Raw genomic sequence first — 16,717 nt, forward strand, 5'->3', positions numbered from 1 at the left:
AGCGTGGCCCGGGCAGTCAACGTGGGCGTAGTGACGGATCGGGGATTCGTATTCGACGTGCGCGGTCGAGATCGTGATGCCACGCGCCTTTTCTTCCGGCGCGGCGTCGATCGAGGAGTAGTCCTTGAACTCGCCACCGAAACGCTCGGCACCGATCTTGGTCAGTGCGGCGGTCAGCGTGGTCTTGCCGTGGTCGACGTGACCGATGGTGCCGACGTTGACGTGCGGCTTGGTGCGTTCGAACTTACCCTTTGCCATTGTTCTATACCTTGATTGTTCGTAAGTGGTTTCAAGAGAGGCTGAGCGAGGCTCAGCCCTTCTTCATGACGGCTTCGGCGATGTTGGTCGGAGCCGGCTCGTAGTGATCGAATTCCATGGTGAAGGTGGCGCGGCCCTGGGTCTGCGAACGCAGCGCAGTGGCGTAGCCGAACATTTCACCCAGCGGGATCATCGCGTTGATGATGCTGGCCGAACCGTCACCGGTGGTGTCGGAACCCTGCAGCACGCCGCGACGACGGCTGACGTCGCCCATCACGTCACCCTGGTAATCCTCCGGGGTCACGATCTCGACCTTCATGATCGGCTCCAGCAGCACCGGCTTGGCCTTGGCGAAGCCCTGCTTGAAGGCCATCGACGAAGCCAGCTTGAACGCCATTTCCGAGGAGTCGACGTCGTGGTACGAACCGAACACCAGCTTCACCTTGACGTCCACGACCGGGAAGCCAGCCAGCGGGCCGCTGGTGATGGTTTCGCGCAGGCCCTTCTCGACCGACGGGATGAATTCCTTCGGGATCACGCCGCCGGTGATGTCGTTGATGAACAGGAAGTCGTCCTTGATCATCGGAGCGATCTTCGGATCGGCACGGTCGGCAGCGGTGATCGGCGACAGCTCGATCACGACGTGACCGTACTGACCCTTACCACCGGACTGCTTGGCGTGCTTGTAGTCCGACTTGACGTCGGCCAGGGTGATGGTTTCGCGGTAGGCCACCTGCGGCGCGCCGACGTTGGCTTCAACGTTGAACTCGCGCTTCAGGCGGTCAACGATGATGTCCAGGTGCAGCTCGCCCATGCCCGAGATGATGGTCTGGCCGGATTCTTCGTCGGTCTTGACGCGGAACGACGGATCTTCCTGCGCCAGGCGGCCCAGGGCCAGGCCCATCTTTTCCTGGTCCGACTTGGTCTTCGGCTCGACGGCCATCGAGATCACCGGCTCCGGGAACGTCATGCGCTCCAGGATGATCGGGGCGTCCACGGCGCACAGGGTGTCACCGGTGGTGGTGTCCTTCAGGCCCACGGCAGCGGCGATGTCACCAGCCAGAACTTCCTTGATTTCCTCGCGGTTGTTCGAGTGCATCTGCAGGATGCGGCCGATGCGCTCCTTCTTGCCCTTCACCGAGTTCAGCACGGTGTCGCCACCGTTCAGGGTGCCCGAGTAGACACGGAAGAAGGTCAGCGCGCCGACGAACGGGTCGGTGATGATCTTGAAGGCCAGCGACGAGAACGGAGCCTTGTCGTCCGACTTGCGGGTCATTTCGACGGTGTCGTCGTCAACGTCCACGCCCTTCACGTCCGGCACGTCGACCGGCGACGGCAGCAGCTGGATCACGCCGTCCAGCATGGCCTGCACGCCCTTGTTCTTGAAGGCCGAGCCGCAGTACATCGGCACGATCTCGGTGGCCAGGGTGCGGGTACGCAGCGCGTTGATGATTTCAGCCTCGGCCAGCTCTTCGCCGCCCAGGTACTTTTCCATCAGCTCTTCGCTGGCTTCGGCAGCGGTCTCGACCATGAACTGGCGAGCCTCTTCAGCCGGGCCCTGCAGTTCGGCCGGGATGTCGCTGTATTCGAACTTCATGCCCTGCGAAGCTTCATCCCAGTGGATGGCCTTCATCTTCAGCAGGTCGACGACGCCCTTGAAGTTGTCTTCAGCGCCGATCGGCAGCTGCATCGGCACGGCAACGGCGCCCAGCTTGGCCTTCAGCTGGCCGACGACCTTCTGGAAGTTGGCACCGGTACGGTCCATCTTGTTGACGAACGCGATGCGCGGCACGTGGTACTTGTTGGCCTGGCGCCACACGGTTTCCGACTGCGGCTGCACGCCACCGACGGCGCACAGGACGAAGACGGCACCGTCGAGCACGCGCAGCGAACGCTCCACTTCGATGGTGAAGTCGACGTGCCCGGGGGTGTCGATGATGTTGAAGCGGTGCTCCGGCAGGGACTTGTCCATGCCCTTCCAGAACGCGGTGGTGGCAGCGGACTGGATCGTGATGCCACGCTCCTGCTCCTGCTCCATCCAGTCCATGGTGGCGGCGCCGTCGTGCACTTCACCGATCTTGTGGCTCTTGCCGGTGTAGAACAGGATGCGCTCGGACGTGGTGGTCTTGCCGGCATCGATGTGAGCCATGATGCCGAAGTTACGGTAACGCTCGATGGGAGTGGAACGGGCCACGGGAGCCTCTCAGATTTCTTGGATTTCGGATGGCCGAACGCCGCCTTTCGGCGGCCTTCGGATTGGCGCAGTCCTTCTGGGACCGCGAGGCAGCACGCACCGAAGTGGTGCTGCCCTGCCTGTTTTACAAGGCCGTCAAACTCACCAGCGGTAGTGGGCGAATGCCTTGTTGGCTTCGGCCATGCGGTGGGTTTCTTCGCGCTTCTTGATGGCGCCGCCGCGGTTTTCCGAGGCGTCGATCAGTTCAGCAGCCAGCTTCTTCGGCATGGTGTTCTCACCACGCTTGCGCGCGGAGTCGATCAGCCAGCGCATGGCCAGGGCCATCTTGCGCGACGAACGCACTTCGACCGGCACCTGGTAGGTGGCACCACCGACGCGGCGCGACTTGACTTCGACCGCCGGAGCGACGTTGTCCAGAGCCTTCTGCACCAGTTCAATGGCGTTGGCGCTGCTGTTCTTCTCGGTGATCACGTCCATGGCGCCGTACACGATCTTTTCGGCGACGGACTTCTTGCCGCTCTGCATGACCATGTTGATGAAACGGGCGATGGTTTCGCTTCCGTGCTTCGGATCGGGCAGGACGGAACGCTGCGGAGTATTACCCTTACGCGACATAGTGCTCTCTCCTTATGCCTTCGGACGCTTGGCGCCGTACTTGGAACGGGCCTGGCGACGCTTGGCAACGCCGGCGGCGTCGAGCGAGCCACGAACGGTGTGGTAACGCACACCCGGCAGGTCCTTGACGCGACCGCCGCGGATCAGGACCACGGAGTGCTCCTGCAGGTTGTGGCCTTCACCACCGATGTAGGAAATCACTTCTTCCTGGTTGGTCAGGCGGACCTTGGCAACCTTGCGCAGAGCCGAGTTCGGCTTCTTCGGAGTGGTGGTGTAGACACGGGTGCAGACGCCACGGCGCTGCGGGCACTTGTCGAGCGCCGGCGAGGCACTCTTGTAGGTGGTCGCTTGCCGCGGCTTGCGGACCAGCTGGTTGATCGTCGCCATCAGTAGGTTCTTCTGATTGGTGGCCGGAAAATCCGACCAGAGATGCGGAAATGTTAAAGCAGGCCGAAATTTTGGCCTGCTGAGACAGACGATTGTAGCAACCTGCAAGGAAAGCAGTCAAACGCCTCCTGTCAAGCCCGTCCCTGATCCCGGGACGTTACTGGGGGGCCTCCATGTACCCCGTTCAGGTTGGCTGGGTCGATCGCGGACGATCTCCCCTGCCCTTTCCCAATCCCATCGATGGACCGATGGGGTGGTCCGGCCTTGCGGCCGGACCGGATACCTCATTCTTCGCCCGAGGCCTGTTCAGCTTCGGCTTCAACCACCGGGGACTCGACCGCAGCCGGGGTGCCGGCCAGGGTCTGCATTTCCGAGTCGGTGAGACCGGAAGCGCCGCGACGGCGGCTGCTGTGGTAGGACAGGCCGGTACCGGCCGGAATCAGGCGGCCGACGATGACGTTTTCCTTCAGGCCACGCAGGTTGTCCTTGGTACCGCGGACGGCAGCCTCGGTCAGCACTCGGGTGGTCTCCTGGAAGGAGGCCGCCGAGATGAACGATTCGGTCGCCAGCGACGCCTTGGTGATACCCAGCAGGACCGGATCGAAGCGCGCCGGCAGTTCGTTGCGGGTCGACAGGCGCGCATTCTCCTCGATAACGCGCTGGCGCTCCACCTGTTCGCCGTTCAGGAACTTGCTGCTGCCCTGGTCGGTGATCTCGACCTTGCGCAGCATCTGGCGGGTGATCACCTCGATGTGCTTGTCGTTGATCTTCACGCCCTGCAGGCGGTACACGTCCTGGATTTCCTTGACCAGGTAGGCAGCCAGCGGCTCGACACCCAGCAGGCGCAGGATGTCCTGCGGGCTCGGCTCGCCGTCCACGATGGTTTCACCCTTGGTGACATGCTCGCCTTCAAACACGATGACCTGGCGGTACTTCGGGATCAGCTCTTCGTGCTCCGAACCATCAGTGTCCTTGATGATCAGGCGCTGCTTGCCCTTGGTGTCCTTGCCGAAGCTGATGATGCCCGAACGCTCGGCCAGCACCGCCGGATCCTTCGGCTTGCGCGCTTCGAACAGGTCGGCCACGCGCGGCAGACCACCGGTGATGTCGCGGGTCTTCGACGCTTCCTGCGGGATCTTGGCGACGACGTCGCCCACGCCCACCGGGGCGCCGTCCTGCAGGTTGACGATCGAACGCGGCGGCAGCAGGTACTGCGCCGGCAGGTCGGTGCCCGGGATCGACAGGTCGTTGCCCTTGGCGTCGACGATGCGCACGATCGGGCGCAGGTCCTTGGCCTGGGTACCACGACGCTTCGGATCGGTGATTTCGCGCGAGGCCAGGCCGGTCAGCTCGTCGGTCTTCTCGATGACGGTGACGCCGTCGACGAAGTCGATGAAGCGGATGAAGCCGGCCACTTCCGACACGATCGGGTGGTTATGCGGATCCCAGTTGGCCACGGTCTGGCCAGCCTTGATCGCATCACCGTCCTTGGACGTGATGGTCGCACCGTACGGCAGCTTGTAACGCTCACGCTCACGGCCGTGCGCATCGAGCACCGAGATTTCGCCCGAGCGCGACACCGCCACCAGCGAGCCGTTGGCGTGCTCCACGGACTTGAGGTTGCTGAACTTGACCGAGCCGGTGGTCTTGACGGTGATGTTGTCGACCGCAGCAGCTCGCGACGCCGCACCACCGATGTGGAACGTACGCATGGTCAGCTGGGTACCCGGCTCACCGATGGACTGGGCGGCGATGACGCCGACCGCTTCACCGATGTTGACCAGGTGGCCACGCGCCAGGTCGCGGCCGTAGCAGCGCGAGCAGACACCGAAAGCCGATTCACAGGAGATGGTTGAGCGGACCTTGATGGTCTGCACGCCGGCATCTTCCAGCTTGGCAACCCAGGCTTCGTCCAGCAGGGTGTTGCGGGTGACGATCGGATCTTCGTCGTTGCCCGGCAGGAACACGTCCTCGGCAACCACGCGGCCCAGCACGCGATCCTTCAGCGGCTCGACCACGTCGCCGCCTTCCACGATCGGGGTCATGATCAGGCCTTCGGTGGTACCGCAATCCACTTCGGTGATCACCACGTCCTGCGCCACGTCGACCAGGCGACGGGTCAGGTAACCCGAGTTCGCGGTCTTCAGCGCGGTATCGGCCAGACCCTTACGGGCACCGTGGGTGGAGTTGAAGTACTCCTGCACGTTCAGGCCTTCGCGGAAGTTCGCCTTGATGGGCGTCTCGATGATCGAGCCGTCCGGGCGGGCCATCAGGCCACGCATGCCGGCCAGCTGACGGATCTGCGCCTGCGAACCACGCGCACCGGAGTCGGCCATGATGTACAGCGAGTTCATCGACTTCTGGTCGATGGTCTCGCCCTTGGCATTGACGACCTTCTCGGTACCGATGGTGTCCATCATCGCCTTGGCGATGCGCTCGTTGGTGCGCGACCAGATGTCGACCACCTTGTTGTAGCGCTCGCCGGCGGTGACCAGGCCCGACTGGTACTGCTCCTGGATTTCCAGCACTTCGGCTTCGGCCTCGGTGAGGATGCCCTTCTTCTCGTCCGGGATCAGCATGTCGTCGATGCCGATCGAGACGCCGGCGCGGGTCGCATAGGCGAAGCCGGTGTACATCAGCTTGTCGGCGAACACGACCGTGTCCTTCAGGCCGAGCTGGCGGTAGCTGGAGTTGATCAGGCGGCTGATGTTCTTCTTGGTCAGCTCGACATTGGCCAGCGCGAACGGCAGGCCTTCCGGCAGGATTTCAGCCAGCAGGGCGCGACCGATCGTGGTGTCCACGATCGAGGTCTTGTTCTGCTTGTTGCCGTCTTCGTCGGTCACCACCTCGGTGATGCGGACCTTGACCTTGGCGTGCAGTTCCACCACGCGGTTGTCGTAGGCGCGCTTGACTTCGGCGATGTTGGCGAAGGCCATGCCCTCGCCCTTCTTGTTCTCCAGCGAGCGGGTCATGTAGTACAGACCCAGCACGACGTCCTGCGACGGCACGATGATCGGCTCGCCGTTGGCCGGCGACAGGATGTTGTTGGTCGACATCATCAGCGCACGCGCTTCCAGCTGGGCTTCCAGCGAGAGCGGCACGTGGACGGCCATCTGGTCACCGTCGAAGTCGGCGTTGAACGCGGTGCAGACCAGCGGGTGCAGCTGGATGGCCTTGCCCTCGATCAGTACCGGCTCGAACGCCTGGATGCCCAGGCGGTGCAGGGTCGGCGCACGGTTCAGCATCACCGGATGCTCGCGGATGACCTCTTCCAGGATGTCCCAGACTTCGGCTTCTTCGCGCTCGACCAGCTTCTTGGCAGCCTTGATGGTGGTGGCCAGGCCACGACGCTGCAGCTTGGCGAAGACGAACGGCTTGAACAGCTCGAGCGCCATCTTCTTCGGCAGGCCGCACTGGTGCAGGCGCAGGTACGGACCGACCACGATGACCGAACGGCCAGAGTAGTCGACGCGCTTGCCGAGCAGGTTCTGGCGGAAGCGACCCTGCTTGCCCTTGATCATGTCGGCCAGCGACTTCAGCGGGCGCTTGTTGGTGCCGGTGATGGCACGGCCGCGACGGCCGTTGTCCAGCAGCGCATCGACCGATTCCTGCAGCATGCGCTTTTCATTGCGCACGATGATGTCCGGCGCGCTCAGTTCGAGCAGGCGGCGCAGGCGGTTGTTGCGGTTGATGACGCGGCGGTACAGGTCGTTCAGGTCGGAGGTCGCGAAGCGGCCGCCATCCAGCGGAACCAGCGGACGCAGGTCCGGCGGCAGCACCGGCAGCACGGTCATGACCATCCATTCCGGACGGTTGCCCGATTCCAGGAAGGCTTCGATCAGCTTGATGCGCTTGGTGAGGCGCTTGAGCTTGGTTTCCGAACCGGTAGCGGCGATTTCCTCGCGCAGGCGGGTCATCTCCGACTGCAGGTCGATCGTGCGCAGCAGTTCGTAGACGGCCTCGGCGCCCATGGCGGCGTCGAAGTCGTCGCCGTGCTCCTGGCGGGCCTGCAGGTACTGTTCTTCGGTCAGCAGCTGGCGGCGCTCCAGGGCGGTCAGGCCCGGCTCGGTCACCACGTACGCTTCGAAGTACAGCACGCGCTCGATGTCGCGCAGGGTCATGTCCAGCATCAGGCCAATGCGCGACGGCAGCGACTTGAGGAACCAGATGTGCGCGACCGGCGAAGCCAGGTCGATGTGGCCCATGCGCTCACGACGCACCTTGGCCAGGGTCACTTCGGTGCCGCACTTTTCGCAGACCACGCCGCGGTGCTTCATGCGCTTGTACTTGCCGCACAGGCACTCGTAGTCCTTCACCGGGCCGAAGATGGCGGCGCAGAACAGGCCGTCGCGTTCCGGCTTGAAGGTACGGTAGTTGATGGTTTCCGGCTTCTTCACTTCGCCGAAGGACCACGAACGGATCAGGTCCGGCGAGGCCAGCGCGATCTTGATCGCGTCGAAGTCCAGCGTCTGGCGCTGCTGGTTGAAGAGGTTGAGCAGGTCTTTCATGGTGTTCTCCAGAAGGAGGAATGCTGTGTCGATGGGCTTTCAGTTCACTGCCAGCGGCGCGGCGGCGGACCGCCGCGCCGGCATGGATCAGTTGTCTTCCAGTTCCATGTTGATGGCCAGCGAGCGGATTTCCTTCACGAGCACGTTGAAGGATTCCGGCATGCCCGCGACCATCTCGTGCTCGCCGTCGACGATGTTCTTGTACATCTGGTTGCGGCCCTGCACGTCATCGGACTTCACCGTCAGCATTTCCTGCAGGGTGTAGGCCGCGCCGTAGGCTTCCAGCGCCCAGACTTCCATTTCACCGAAGCGCTGGCCGCCGAACTGCGCCTTGCCGCCCAGCGGCTGCTGGGTGACGAGCGAGTACGGACCGGTCGAACGGGCGTGCATCTTGTCGTCGACCAGGTGGTTCAGCTTCAGGTAGTGCATGTAACCGACGGTGGTATGGCGGTCGAAGGCTTCACCGGTGCGGCCGTCGTACAGCTGGGTCTGGCCACTGCTCGGCAGGTCGGCCAGTTCCAGCATGCGCTTGATTTCCGCTTCGGTGGCGCCGTCGAAGACCGGGGTGGCCATCGGCACGCCGTCGGTCAGGTTGCGGGCCAGGCGCAGCAGTTCCTCGTCGCTGAACTGCGACAGGTCGACACGGTTGGCCACGTTGGTGTCGTCGTGGTTGTAGATGTCGTCCAGGAACTTGCGCAGGTCGGCCACCGCCGCCTGGGCTTCCAGCATCGCCTGGATCTTGCGACCCAGGCCCTTGGCGGCCCAGCCCAGGTGCACTTCCAGGATCTGGCCGATGTTCATACGCGACGGCACGCCCAGCGGGTTCAGCACGATGTCCACGGTCTCGCCCGAGGCCATGTACGGCATGTCCTCGACCGGCACCACGTTGGACACCACACCCTTGTTGCCGTGGCGGCCTGCCATCTTGTCGCCCGGCTGGATGCGGCGCTTCACCGCCAGGAACACCTTGACCATCTTCAGCACGCCCGGGGCGAGGTCGTCGCCCGCGGTGATCTTGCCGCGCTTGTCGGCGAAGCGACGCTCGAATTCCTTCTCGTGCGCCTGGATCTGCTTCTGGGCGCGCTCGATGGCTTCCGAGGCGTCCTCGTCCTTCATGCGCAGGGCGAACCAGTCAGACTTCTTCAGGCCGTCGAGGAAGGCGTCGGTGATCACGTCACCCTTCTTCAGGCCAGCACCACCATTGACCACCTTGCCCACGATCTGCGAACGCAGACGCATGTAGATGGCAGCTTCCAGGATGCGGAACTGGTCATCGAAGTCCTTCTTGACGCGCTTGATTTCGGACTCTTCGATCTGGCGCGCGCGCTTGTCCTTCTCGATGCCGTCGCGGGTGAAGACCTGCACGTCGATGACGGTGCCGTCCATGCCCGGCGGAACGCGCAGCGAGCTGTCCTTAACGTCCGAAGCCTTCTCGCCGAAGATCGCGCGGAGCAGCTTCTCTTCCGGGGTCAGCTGGCTTTCGCCCTTCGGGGTGACCTTGCCGACCAGGATGTCGCCGGCGCGCACTTCGGCACCGATGTACACCACGCCGCTCTCGTCCAGGCGGTTCAGCGCCTGCTCGGAGACGTTCGGGATGTCGGCGGAGATTTCCTCCGGCCCCAGCTTGGTGTCACGCGCGACGCAGGTCAGCTCTTCGATGTGGATCGTGGTGTAGCGATCCTCTTCCACCACGCGCTCGGAGAGCAGGATGGAGTCTTCGAAGTTGTAGCCGTTCCACGGCATGAACGCGATCAGCATGTTCTGGCCCAGGGCCAGCTCGCCGATGTCGGTGGACGGACCGTCGGCCAGCACGTCACCGCGGGCGATGACGTCACCCACCTGGACCAGCGGACGCTGGTTGATGCAGGTGTTCTGGTTCGACCGGGTGTACTTGACCAGGTTGTAGATGTCCACGCCGGCGTCGGTGGCGCCAACGATCTCTTCCTCATTGACCTTGACCACGATGCGGGCGGCGTCGATCTGCACGATCTCGCCACCACGACGGGCGTTCACGGTCACACCCGAGTCACGCGCCACTGCGCGCTCGATGCCGGTACCGACCAGCGGCTTCTGCGAACGCAGGGTCGGCACGGCCTGACGCTGCATGTTGGCGCCCATCAGTGCGCGGTTCGCGTCATCGTGCTCCAGGAACGGAACCAGCGCGGCCGCGATCGAGACGGTCTGCATCGGCGAAACGTCCATGAAGTGGACTTCCGCCGGCGGCTTCAGCAGCGATTCGCCCTGGAAGCGGCACGGAACGAACTGCTCGGTCAGGGTGCCCTTGGCGTCGGTCAGCGCGTTGGCCTGCGCAATGACGTACTCGTTCTCTTCAATGGCCGACAGGAACTCGACTTCGTCATAGACCTTGCCGTCCACGACCTTGCGGTACGGGGTCTCGAGGAAACCGTACTTGTTGGTGCGGGCGTACACGGCCAGCGAGTTGATCAGGCCGATGTTCGGGCCTTCCGGGGTTTCGATGGTGCAGACGCGGCCGTAATGGGTCGGGTGCACGTCGCGCACTTCGAAGCCGGCGCGCTCACGGGTCAGGCCGCCCGGGCCCAGGGCCGAGACGCGGCGCTTGTGGGTCACTTCCGACAGCGGGTTGTTCTGGTCCATGAACTGCGACAGCTGCGAGGAGCCGAAGAACTCCTTGATGGCAGCGGCGACCGGCTTGGCGTTGATCAGTTCCTGCGGGGTCAGGCCTTCCGATTCGGCCATCGACAGGCGCTCCTTGACCGCACGCTCGACGCGGACCAGGCCGACGCGGAACACGTTCTCGGCCATTTCGCCGACCGAACGCACGCGACGGTTGCCCAGGTGATCGATGTCGTCGACCACGCCGCGACCGTTGCGGATCTCGGTCAGGACCTTGATCACGTCCAGGATGTCGGAGCTTTCGCCGTGGGCAGCGACCAGGCGCTTGGACTCTTCGTCGTTGCGCTCGCCGAAGTACTTGCTGTCGTACAGCACGGCTTCGCCGGTGGTTTCCTTGCGGCCCACGCGACGGTTGAACTTCATGCGGCCGACCGCGGACAGGTCGTAGCGCTCGAAGGTGAAGAACAGGTTGTGGAACAGGTTCTGCGCGGCATCCTTGGTCGGCGGCTCGCCCGGACGCATCATGCGGTAGATCTCGACCAGGGCTTCCAGCTGGGTCTTGGTCGGGTCGATACGCAGGGTGTTGGACAGGTACGGGCCACGATCCAGGTCGTTCACCCACAGGGTGCCCACGGCATCCACACCGGCCTTGCGGAAGGCCTGCAGCTGCTCGTCCGTGATCTCGTCGTTGGCCTGGGCCAGCAGTTCGCCGGTCGAGGCATCGACCACGTCGTGCGACAGGATGCGGCCGACGATGTAGTCGTCCGGCACGGCCAGGGCGGCGATGCCCGAGGCTTCCAGCTGCTTGATGTGGCGCGCGGTGATGCGCTTGCCGGCTTCCACGATGACCTTGTCGCCGTCGGCGAGGTCGAAGCCCAGGGTCTCGCCACGCAGGCGCTCCGGCACCAGCTCCAGCTGGACGCCTTCATCCGGGTTGATGTGGAAGGTGTTGATCTCGAAGAACTCGGCCAGCATCTCTTCGTTGCTGTAGCCGAGCGCGCGCAGCAGGATCGACACCGGCAGCTTGCGGCGGCGGTCGATACGGGTGAACAGCGCGTCCTTCGGGTCGAACTCGAAGTCCAGCCAGGAGCCGCGGTAGGGAATGATGCGGGCGCTGTACAGCAGCTTGCCCGAGCTGTGGGTCTTGCCACGGTCGTGGTCGAAGAACACGCCCGGCGAGCGGTGCAGCTGGGAGACGATGACGCGCTCGGTGCCGTTGACGATGAAGGTGCCGTTCTCGGTCATCAGCGGGATTTCGCCCAGATAGACCTCCTGCTCCTTCACGTACTTGATGGCCTTGGTCGACGACTCACGGTCGTAGATCACCAGGCGCACGGTCACGCGCAGCGGGGCGCCGTAGCTCATGCCGCGCTGGCGGCACTCACGCTCGTCGAAGACCGGTTCGCCCAGCTTGTAGCCGACGTATTCCAGGGCAGCGTTGCCGCTGTAGCTGGCGATCGGGAAGACCGACTTCAGCGCAGCGTGCAGGCCGTGGTCCGTGCGCTTGGCCGGATCGACGTTTTCCTGCAGGAATTCACGATAGGAATCCACCTGGATGGCGAGCAGGAACGGCACTTCGAGAATCGAGCGCTGCTTGCCGAAATCCTTGCGGATACGCTTTTTTTCGGTGAACGAATAGGACGTCATGAGGTCTTCCACCTTGTTGTGCGGATCGTGCGCCCACGATCCGAAGGGAACTTGAAATTGTCAGTTGGAAGTCGCTGGTATTGCCGGCACCAGCACGCCTTCTCCCGCTACTTCCAACTGCCAACTCGTCTGCTACCACTCCCCCGCTGCCGCGCTCGGCGCTGGCCTGCCGGGGTTTGACTGCAGCCCGTGTTGGGCTTTTTCCTGCTTTTTTCACATCCACGCATGGCGCGGATCTACAACACCGCTACAACGACCAAAGGCCGGGGGCTTACGCCCCCAGCCTTGGCTGCATCGCCGCGAATCGGTGACGATGCAAGGTAACTGCTTACTTGACTTCGACAGTCGCGCCAGCAGCTTCCAGGTCCTTCTTCATCTTCTCGGCTTCTTCCTTCGAAGCGTTGTCCTTCAGGACGCCGCCGGCTTCGGCCAGGTCCTTCGCTTCCTTCAGGCCCAGGCCGGTGATGGCGCGGACGGCCTTGATGACTTCGACCTTCTTCTCGCCGGCAGTCTTCAGGGTGACGACGAATTCGGTCTGCTCTTCAACAGCAGCAGCCGGGCCAGCGGCAGCAGCCACGGCAACCGGAGCAGCGGCGGAGACGCCGAACTTCTCTTCGATGGCCTTGACCAGCTCCATCACTTCCATCAGGGACTTCTCGGCGATGGCGTCGACGATCTGTTCGTTGGTAAGGGACATGATTAATACCTTTGGATGATTTTCTGGATTGAGGTTCCGTCAGGAACCACGGTAAGTCGAAACTCAGGCGGTCTCGGCGGCCGGCTCGGCAGCGTCAGCGGCGACATCGCCACCACCCTGCTTCTCGCCAACGGCCTTGATGGCGCGGGCAAACATCGTGACCGGCTCGGTCAGGACGCGGGCCAGCATGGCCAGGGCCTGGTCGCGGGTCGGCAGCGATGCCAGCACGTCGACGTGGCTCGCCGGGAACACTTCACCACCGATGGCGACGACCTTAGCCTTCAGCTTGTCGTTGCCCTTGGCGGCTTCCTTGATCAGGCGACCGGCAGCGCCGGGCTCCTCGAGCGAGAACGCGTACAGCAGCGGACCAACCATCTGGTCCTGGGCGACTGCGAACTCGGTGCCTTCAACGGCGCGCGAAGCCAGGGTGTTCTTGACAACCTTCAAGAAAACACCGGTTTCACGAGCCTGCTTGCGCATCGCGGTCATCTGGGCGACCGTGGTGCCAGCGTATTCGGCTGCGATCAAGGAGTGGGCCTTGGCGGCGACGTCTGCCAGCTCGGCGACTACTTCTTGCTTCTGGGACAGATTGAGAGCCATTGCACTCCTCCTATTGAACTCCGCTTACGGCTCCTGCCGTGTGCGGTCCTGTGCGGCATCCATCCTGGACGCCGGGAACATCGGGATGATGTTCCGGGGGTGGGCCGTTCTAGACCTGGAGTGGGCCAACCTGGGAAACCCAGACGTGCGTGAACCAGAAAAACTCCAGAAGGGCACCATCTACGCAGGGTGATTCCGGGGAATCGATTAAGCGCTCCTGACTGCTCCGGCGGCGACTCCTTGCCAGATCGAGCTTCCATGCCCGTCGCCGGTATTGCCACGACCGCGCCTGCGGTCTTTGACGGCTACCGCGGGCGATGCACTGCCAGCGATGCCTTCAAATGTCACGGTCACGGCACCCGGGGCACCGTGACCGCTTGAAACAATTACTTCAGGGTCAGCGACGACTGGTCGACGGTGACGCCCGGGCCCATCGTCGAGCTGACCGAAACCTTCTGCAGGTAGGTGCCCTTCGAGGTGGCCGGCTTGGCCTTGATCAGGTCCAGCAGCAGCGCGGTCAGGTTCGACTTCAGCGCGTCTTCGGCGAAGTCGGCCTTGCCGATGGTGCAGTGGATGATGCCGGCCTTGTCGGTGCGGTAACGGACCTGACCCGACTTGGCGTTCTTCACGGCTTCACCCGGGTTCGGGGAAACGGTGCCGACCTTCGGGTTCGGCATCAGGCCGCGCGGGCCCAGCACGGTGCCCAGCTTACCGACGACGCGCATGGCGTCCGGGGTCGCGATGACGACGTCGTAGTTCAGATCGCCGGCCTGCATCTTCTCGGCCAGGTCATCCATACCGACGGCGTCGGCGCCAGCAGCCAGGGCTTCGTCAGCTTTGGCACCGGCCGGAGCGAACACGGCGACGCGGACCGACTTGCCGGTACCGGCCGGCAGCACGGTGGAGCCACGGACCTGCTGGTCGGACTTCTTCGCATCGACGCCCAGGCGCACGGCGACGTCGATCGACTCGACGAACTTGGCCTTGGTGGCGGTCTTCAGGATGTTGATCGCGTCCTCGAAGGCGTATGCCTTGCCCGGAACGACGGCGGCCTTGATGGCCTTCTCACGCTTGGTCTGTGCCATCTTATTAACCCTCCACCACGAGGCCCATGGAACGGGCAGAGCCAGCGATGGTACGCACGGCGGCGTCCAGGTCGGCGGCAGTCAGATCCGGTTCCTTCGCCTTGGCGATCTCTTCCAGCTGCTTACGGGTGACCTTGCCGACCTTCTCGGTGTTCGGGCGCTTGGAGCCCGACGAGATGCCAGCAGCCTTCTTCAGCAGGGTGGTAGCCGGGGTGCTCTTGGTGATGAAGGTGAACGTACGGTCCGAGTAGGCCGTGATGATCACCGGAACCGGCAGACCCGGCTCGAGCTTCTGCGTGGCAGCGTTGAACGCCTTGCAGAATTCCATGATGTTCAGGCCACGCTGACCCAGCGCAGGACCGACCGGCGGCGAGGGGTTGGCCTGACCGGCCTTCACCTGCAGCTTGATGTAACCGACAACTTTCTTTGCCATGTGAGTGCTCTCCGGGTGCTAGCGCCTTTCGACAACAGGCTCCCCATCGGACCGGGAATCACGCGTCCCGGCATCGCGTTTTGAAATCATGCTGAAGGCCACCTTGCGGCGGCCTCGTCCTGCTGGCTTCCCCAGCGGGGAGCCGCGCACTATAACAGGTTTTTTCTTCACATGCCTGAAGCGGCAGGTAAACGAACGAAACCGGGCCAGGCCCGGTTCCCTTTGGAGAGTCGAGCCATGCCCGACTACCGCACCATCCAGACCCCGGAGTCGAGCATGGCTCGACTCGACAGGACAGGTCAGACGGCCTTTTCGACCTGGCCGAACTCCAGCTCGACCGGAGTGGCACGACCGAAGATCAGCACCGAGACGCGCAGACGGCTCTTCTCGTAGTTGACTTCTTCGACGACGCCATTGAAATCGTTGAACGGACCGTCGGTGACGCGGACCATCTGGCCCGGCTCGAACAGCACCTTCGGACGCGGCTTCTCGACACCCTCCTGAACGCGGTTCAGGATGGCCTCGGCCTCGGAATCGGCGATCGGCAGCGGACGATCGGCGGTGCCGCCGATGAAGCCCATGACCCGCGGGGTTTCCTTGACCAGATGCCAGCTTTCGTTGTCGATGCGCGGAATGCCGGCTTCCTCGTGGGTCTCGATCTGGACCAGCACGTAACCCGGGAAGAACTTGCGCTCGGAACGGCGTTTCTGGCCGGCGCGCATCTCGACCACTTCCTCGGTCGGGACCAGGACGTCGCCGAAGCGCTCTTCCATGCCGTCACGGACGATGCGATCGCGCAGAGCCTGCGCCACCGACTTCTCAAAGCCCGAATAGGCGTGAACGACGTACCAACGCTTCATGCAATTCTCCTTAGCGGCTCAGGAACCACTGAGTCAGTTTCTGGATCAGGAAGTCGAAGCCACCCAGCAGAAGACTGAGGATGAGCACCACGACGATCACGACCCAGGTCATGCGGACGGCTTCCTGGCGCGTCGGCCAGACCACCTTGCGCAGTTCGAAGCGCGACTCGGAGAGGAATTCGCGGGTGTCGCGCCCCTTGCCGGTCAGCATGAACACGCCGATACCGCCAACCAGACCGACCACGACCGCCAATGCACGCAGCTGACCCGCCCACGCACCCAGCTGGGCGGCGCGACCGGAGTCGGCGGAGAACCAGAACCAGACGAACAGACCGGCCAGCACCAGCAGCGATGCGGCGACATACTTGACGATATCTCCACCGTTGGCGGAGTTGTCCTTGGAGTGTTCGATCTTGCTATTCATCCGGCTGTGTCTGCTTTAGCGGCCCAGGCCGCTGGATAAGGTGGGCAGATGGCACGCCAGGAGGGACTCGAACCCCCAACCTGCGGTTTTGGAGACCGCTGCTCTGCCAATTGAGCTACTGGCGTACGTTGAAAACTTGCCTTCCCTTAGACGGCGAAGGCGGACCGAGGTTCCCGGCCCGCCATTCGCGTAACCGGCGGCGCTATGCAACCACCGGTACTGCAGGCTTACTCGATGATCTTCGAGACCACGCCGGCGCCGACGGTACGGCCACCTTCGCGGATGGCGAAGCGCAGGCCTTCGTCCATGGCCACCGGGTTGATCAGGGTGACTTCCATCTTGACGTTGTCACCCGGCATCACCATTTCGACGCCTTCCGGCAGCTTGGCGGCGCCGGTGATGTCGGTGGTGCGG

The 16,717-nt window shown here is 63.5% G+C and carries 12 protein-coding genes, 1 tRNA gene and 1 pseudogene; all 14 read right to left on the bottom strand.

Features of this window, described 5'->3' with window-relative positions:
* A partial coding sequence (locus RCF13_RS05245) for a GTP-binding protein (protein ID WP_308140924.1) occupies positions 1 to 258 on the bottom strand: 258 nt, incomplete at its 3' end.
* A gap of 52 nt (positions 259 to 310) precedes the next feature.
* On the bottom strand, positions 311 to 2,452 hold the full coding sequence (gene fusA / locus RCF13_RS05250; protein ID WP_049414677.1) for an elongation factor G: 2,142 nt from the start codon (positions 2,450 to 2,452) through the stop codon (positions 311 to 313).
* A gap of 141 nt (positions 2,453 to 2,593) precedes the next feature.
* A complete protein-coding gene (rpsG, locus tag RCF13_RS05255; RefSeq protein ID WP_004145321.1) occupies positions 2,594 to 3,067 on the bottom strand; it encodes a 30S ribosomal protein S7 in 474 nt (157 codons plus the stop codon).
* 12 nt (positions 3,068 to 3,079) lie between these two features.
* Positions 3,080 to 3,454 carry a 30S ribosomal protein S12 gene (gene rpsL / locus RCF13_RS05260; protein ID WP_004145320.1) on the bottom strand — a complete coding sequence of 125 codons (375 nt, stop codon included), beginning with the start codon at positions 3,452 to 3,454 and terminating at the stop codon, positions 3,080 to 3,082.
* A gap of 284 nt (positions 3,455 to 3,738) precedes the next feature.
* Complete coding sequence (gene rpoC / locus RCF13_RS05265) at positions 3,739 to 7,962, bottom strand: DNA-directed RNA polymerase subunit beta' (protein ID WP_061480645.1); 4,224 nt, start codon at positions 7,960 to 7,962, stop codon at positions 3,739 to 3,741.
* Positions 7,963 to 8,049: 87 nt separating this feature from the next.
* The gene (rpoB, locus tag RCF13_RS05270; RefSeq protein ID WP_005415409.1) at positions 8,050 to 12,204 is read right to left on the bottom strand and encodes a DNA-directed RNA polymerase subunit beta; all 4,155 of its coding nucleotides are present in this window, start codon (positions 12,202 to 12,204) and stop codon (positions 8,050 to 8,052) included.
* Positions 12,205 to 12,532: 328 nt separating this feature from the next.
* Positions 12,533 to 12,901 (bottom strand): 50S ribosomal protein L7/L12, encoded by a 369-nt coding sequence (gene rplL, locus RCF13_RS05275; protein ID WP_005415408.1) that lies wholly within the window; start codon positions 12,899 to 12,901, stop codon positions 12,533 to 12,535.
* Positions 12,902 to 12,964: 63 nt separating this feature from the next.
* Positions 12,965 to 13,501, bottom strand: coding sequence for a 50S ribosomal protein L10 (gene rplJ, locus RCF13_RS05280; protein WP_005408203.1), 537 nt, complete (start codon positions 13,499 to 13,501; stop codon positions 12,965 to 12,967).
* 386 nt (positions 13,502 to 13,887) lie between these two features.
* Entirely contained in the window at positions 13,888 to 14,586 is a 699-nt protein-coding gene (gene rplA, locus RCF13_RS05285) for a 50S ribosomal protein L1 (protein ID WP_005415407.1), read from the bottom strand.
* Positions 14,587 to 14,590: 4 nt separating this feature from the next.
* Positions 14,591 to 15,019 carry a 50S ribosomal protein L11 gene (rplK, locus tag RCF13_RS05290; RefSeq protein ID WP_004145248.1) on the bottom strand — a complete coding sequence of 143 codons (429 nt, stop codon included), beginning with the start codon at positions 15,017 to 15,019 and terminating at the stop codon, positions 14,591 to 14,593.
* A gap of 299 nt (positions 15,020 to 15,318) precedes the next feature.
* A complete protein-coding gene (gene nusG / locus RCF13_RS05295; protein WP_004154362.1) occupies positions 15,319 to 15,879 on the bottom strand; it encodes a transcription termination/antitermination protein NusG in 561 nt (186 codons plus the stop codon).
* Between the two features lie 10 nt (positions 15,880 to 15,889).
* Positions 15,890 to 16,303: a preprotein translocase subunit SecE gene (gene secE / locus RCF13_RS05300; RefSeq protein ID WP_004145202.1), complete on the bottom strand. Its 414-nt coding sequence runs from the start codon at positions 16,301 to 16,303 to the stop codon at positions 15,890 to 15,892.
* A 49-nt stretch (positions 16,304 to 16,352) separates the two neighbouring features.
* A tRNA-Trp gene (locus RCF13_RS05305) sits at positions 16,353 to 16,428 on the bottom strand.
* Between the two features lie 102 nt (positions 16,429 to 16,530).
* Positions 16,531 to 16,717 (bottom strand): annotated as a pseudogene (locus RCF13_RS05310) (elongation factor Tu); the annotation flags it as partial.

The sequence above is a fragment of the Stenotrophomonas maltophilia group sp. RNC7 genome, from assembly GCF_030910085.1.
Classification (GTDB): Bacteria; Pseudomonadota; Gammaproteobacteria; order Xanthomonadales; family Xanthomonadaceae; genus Stenotrophomonas; species Stenotrophomonas sepilia.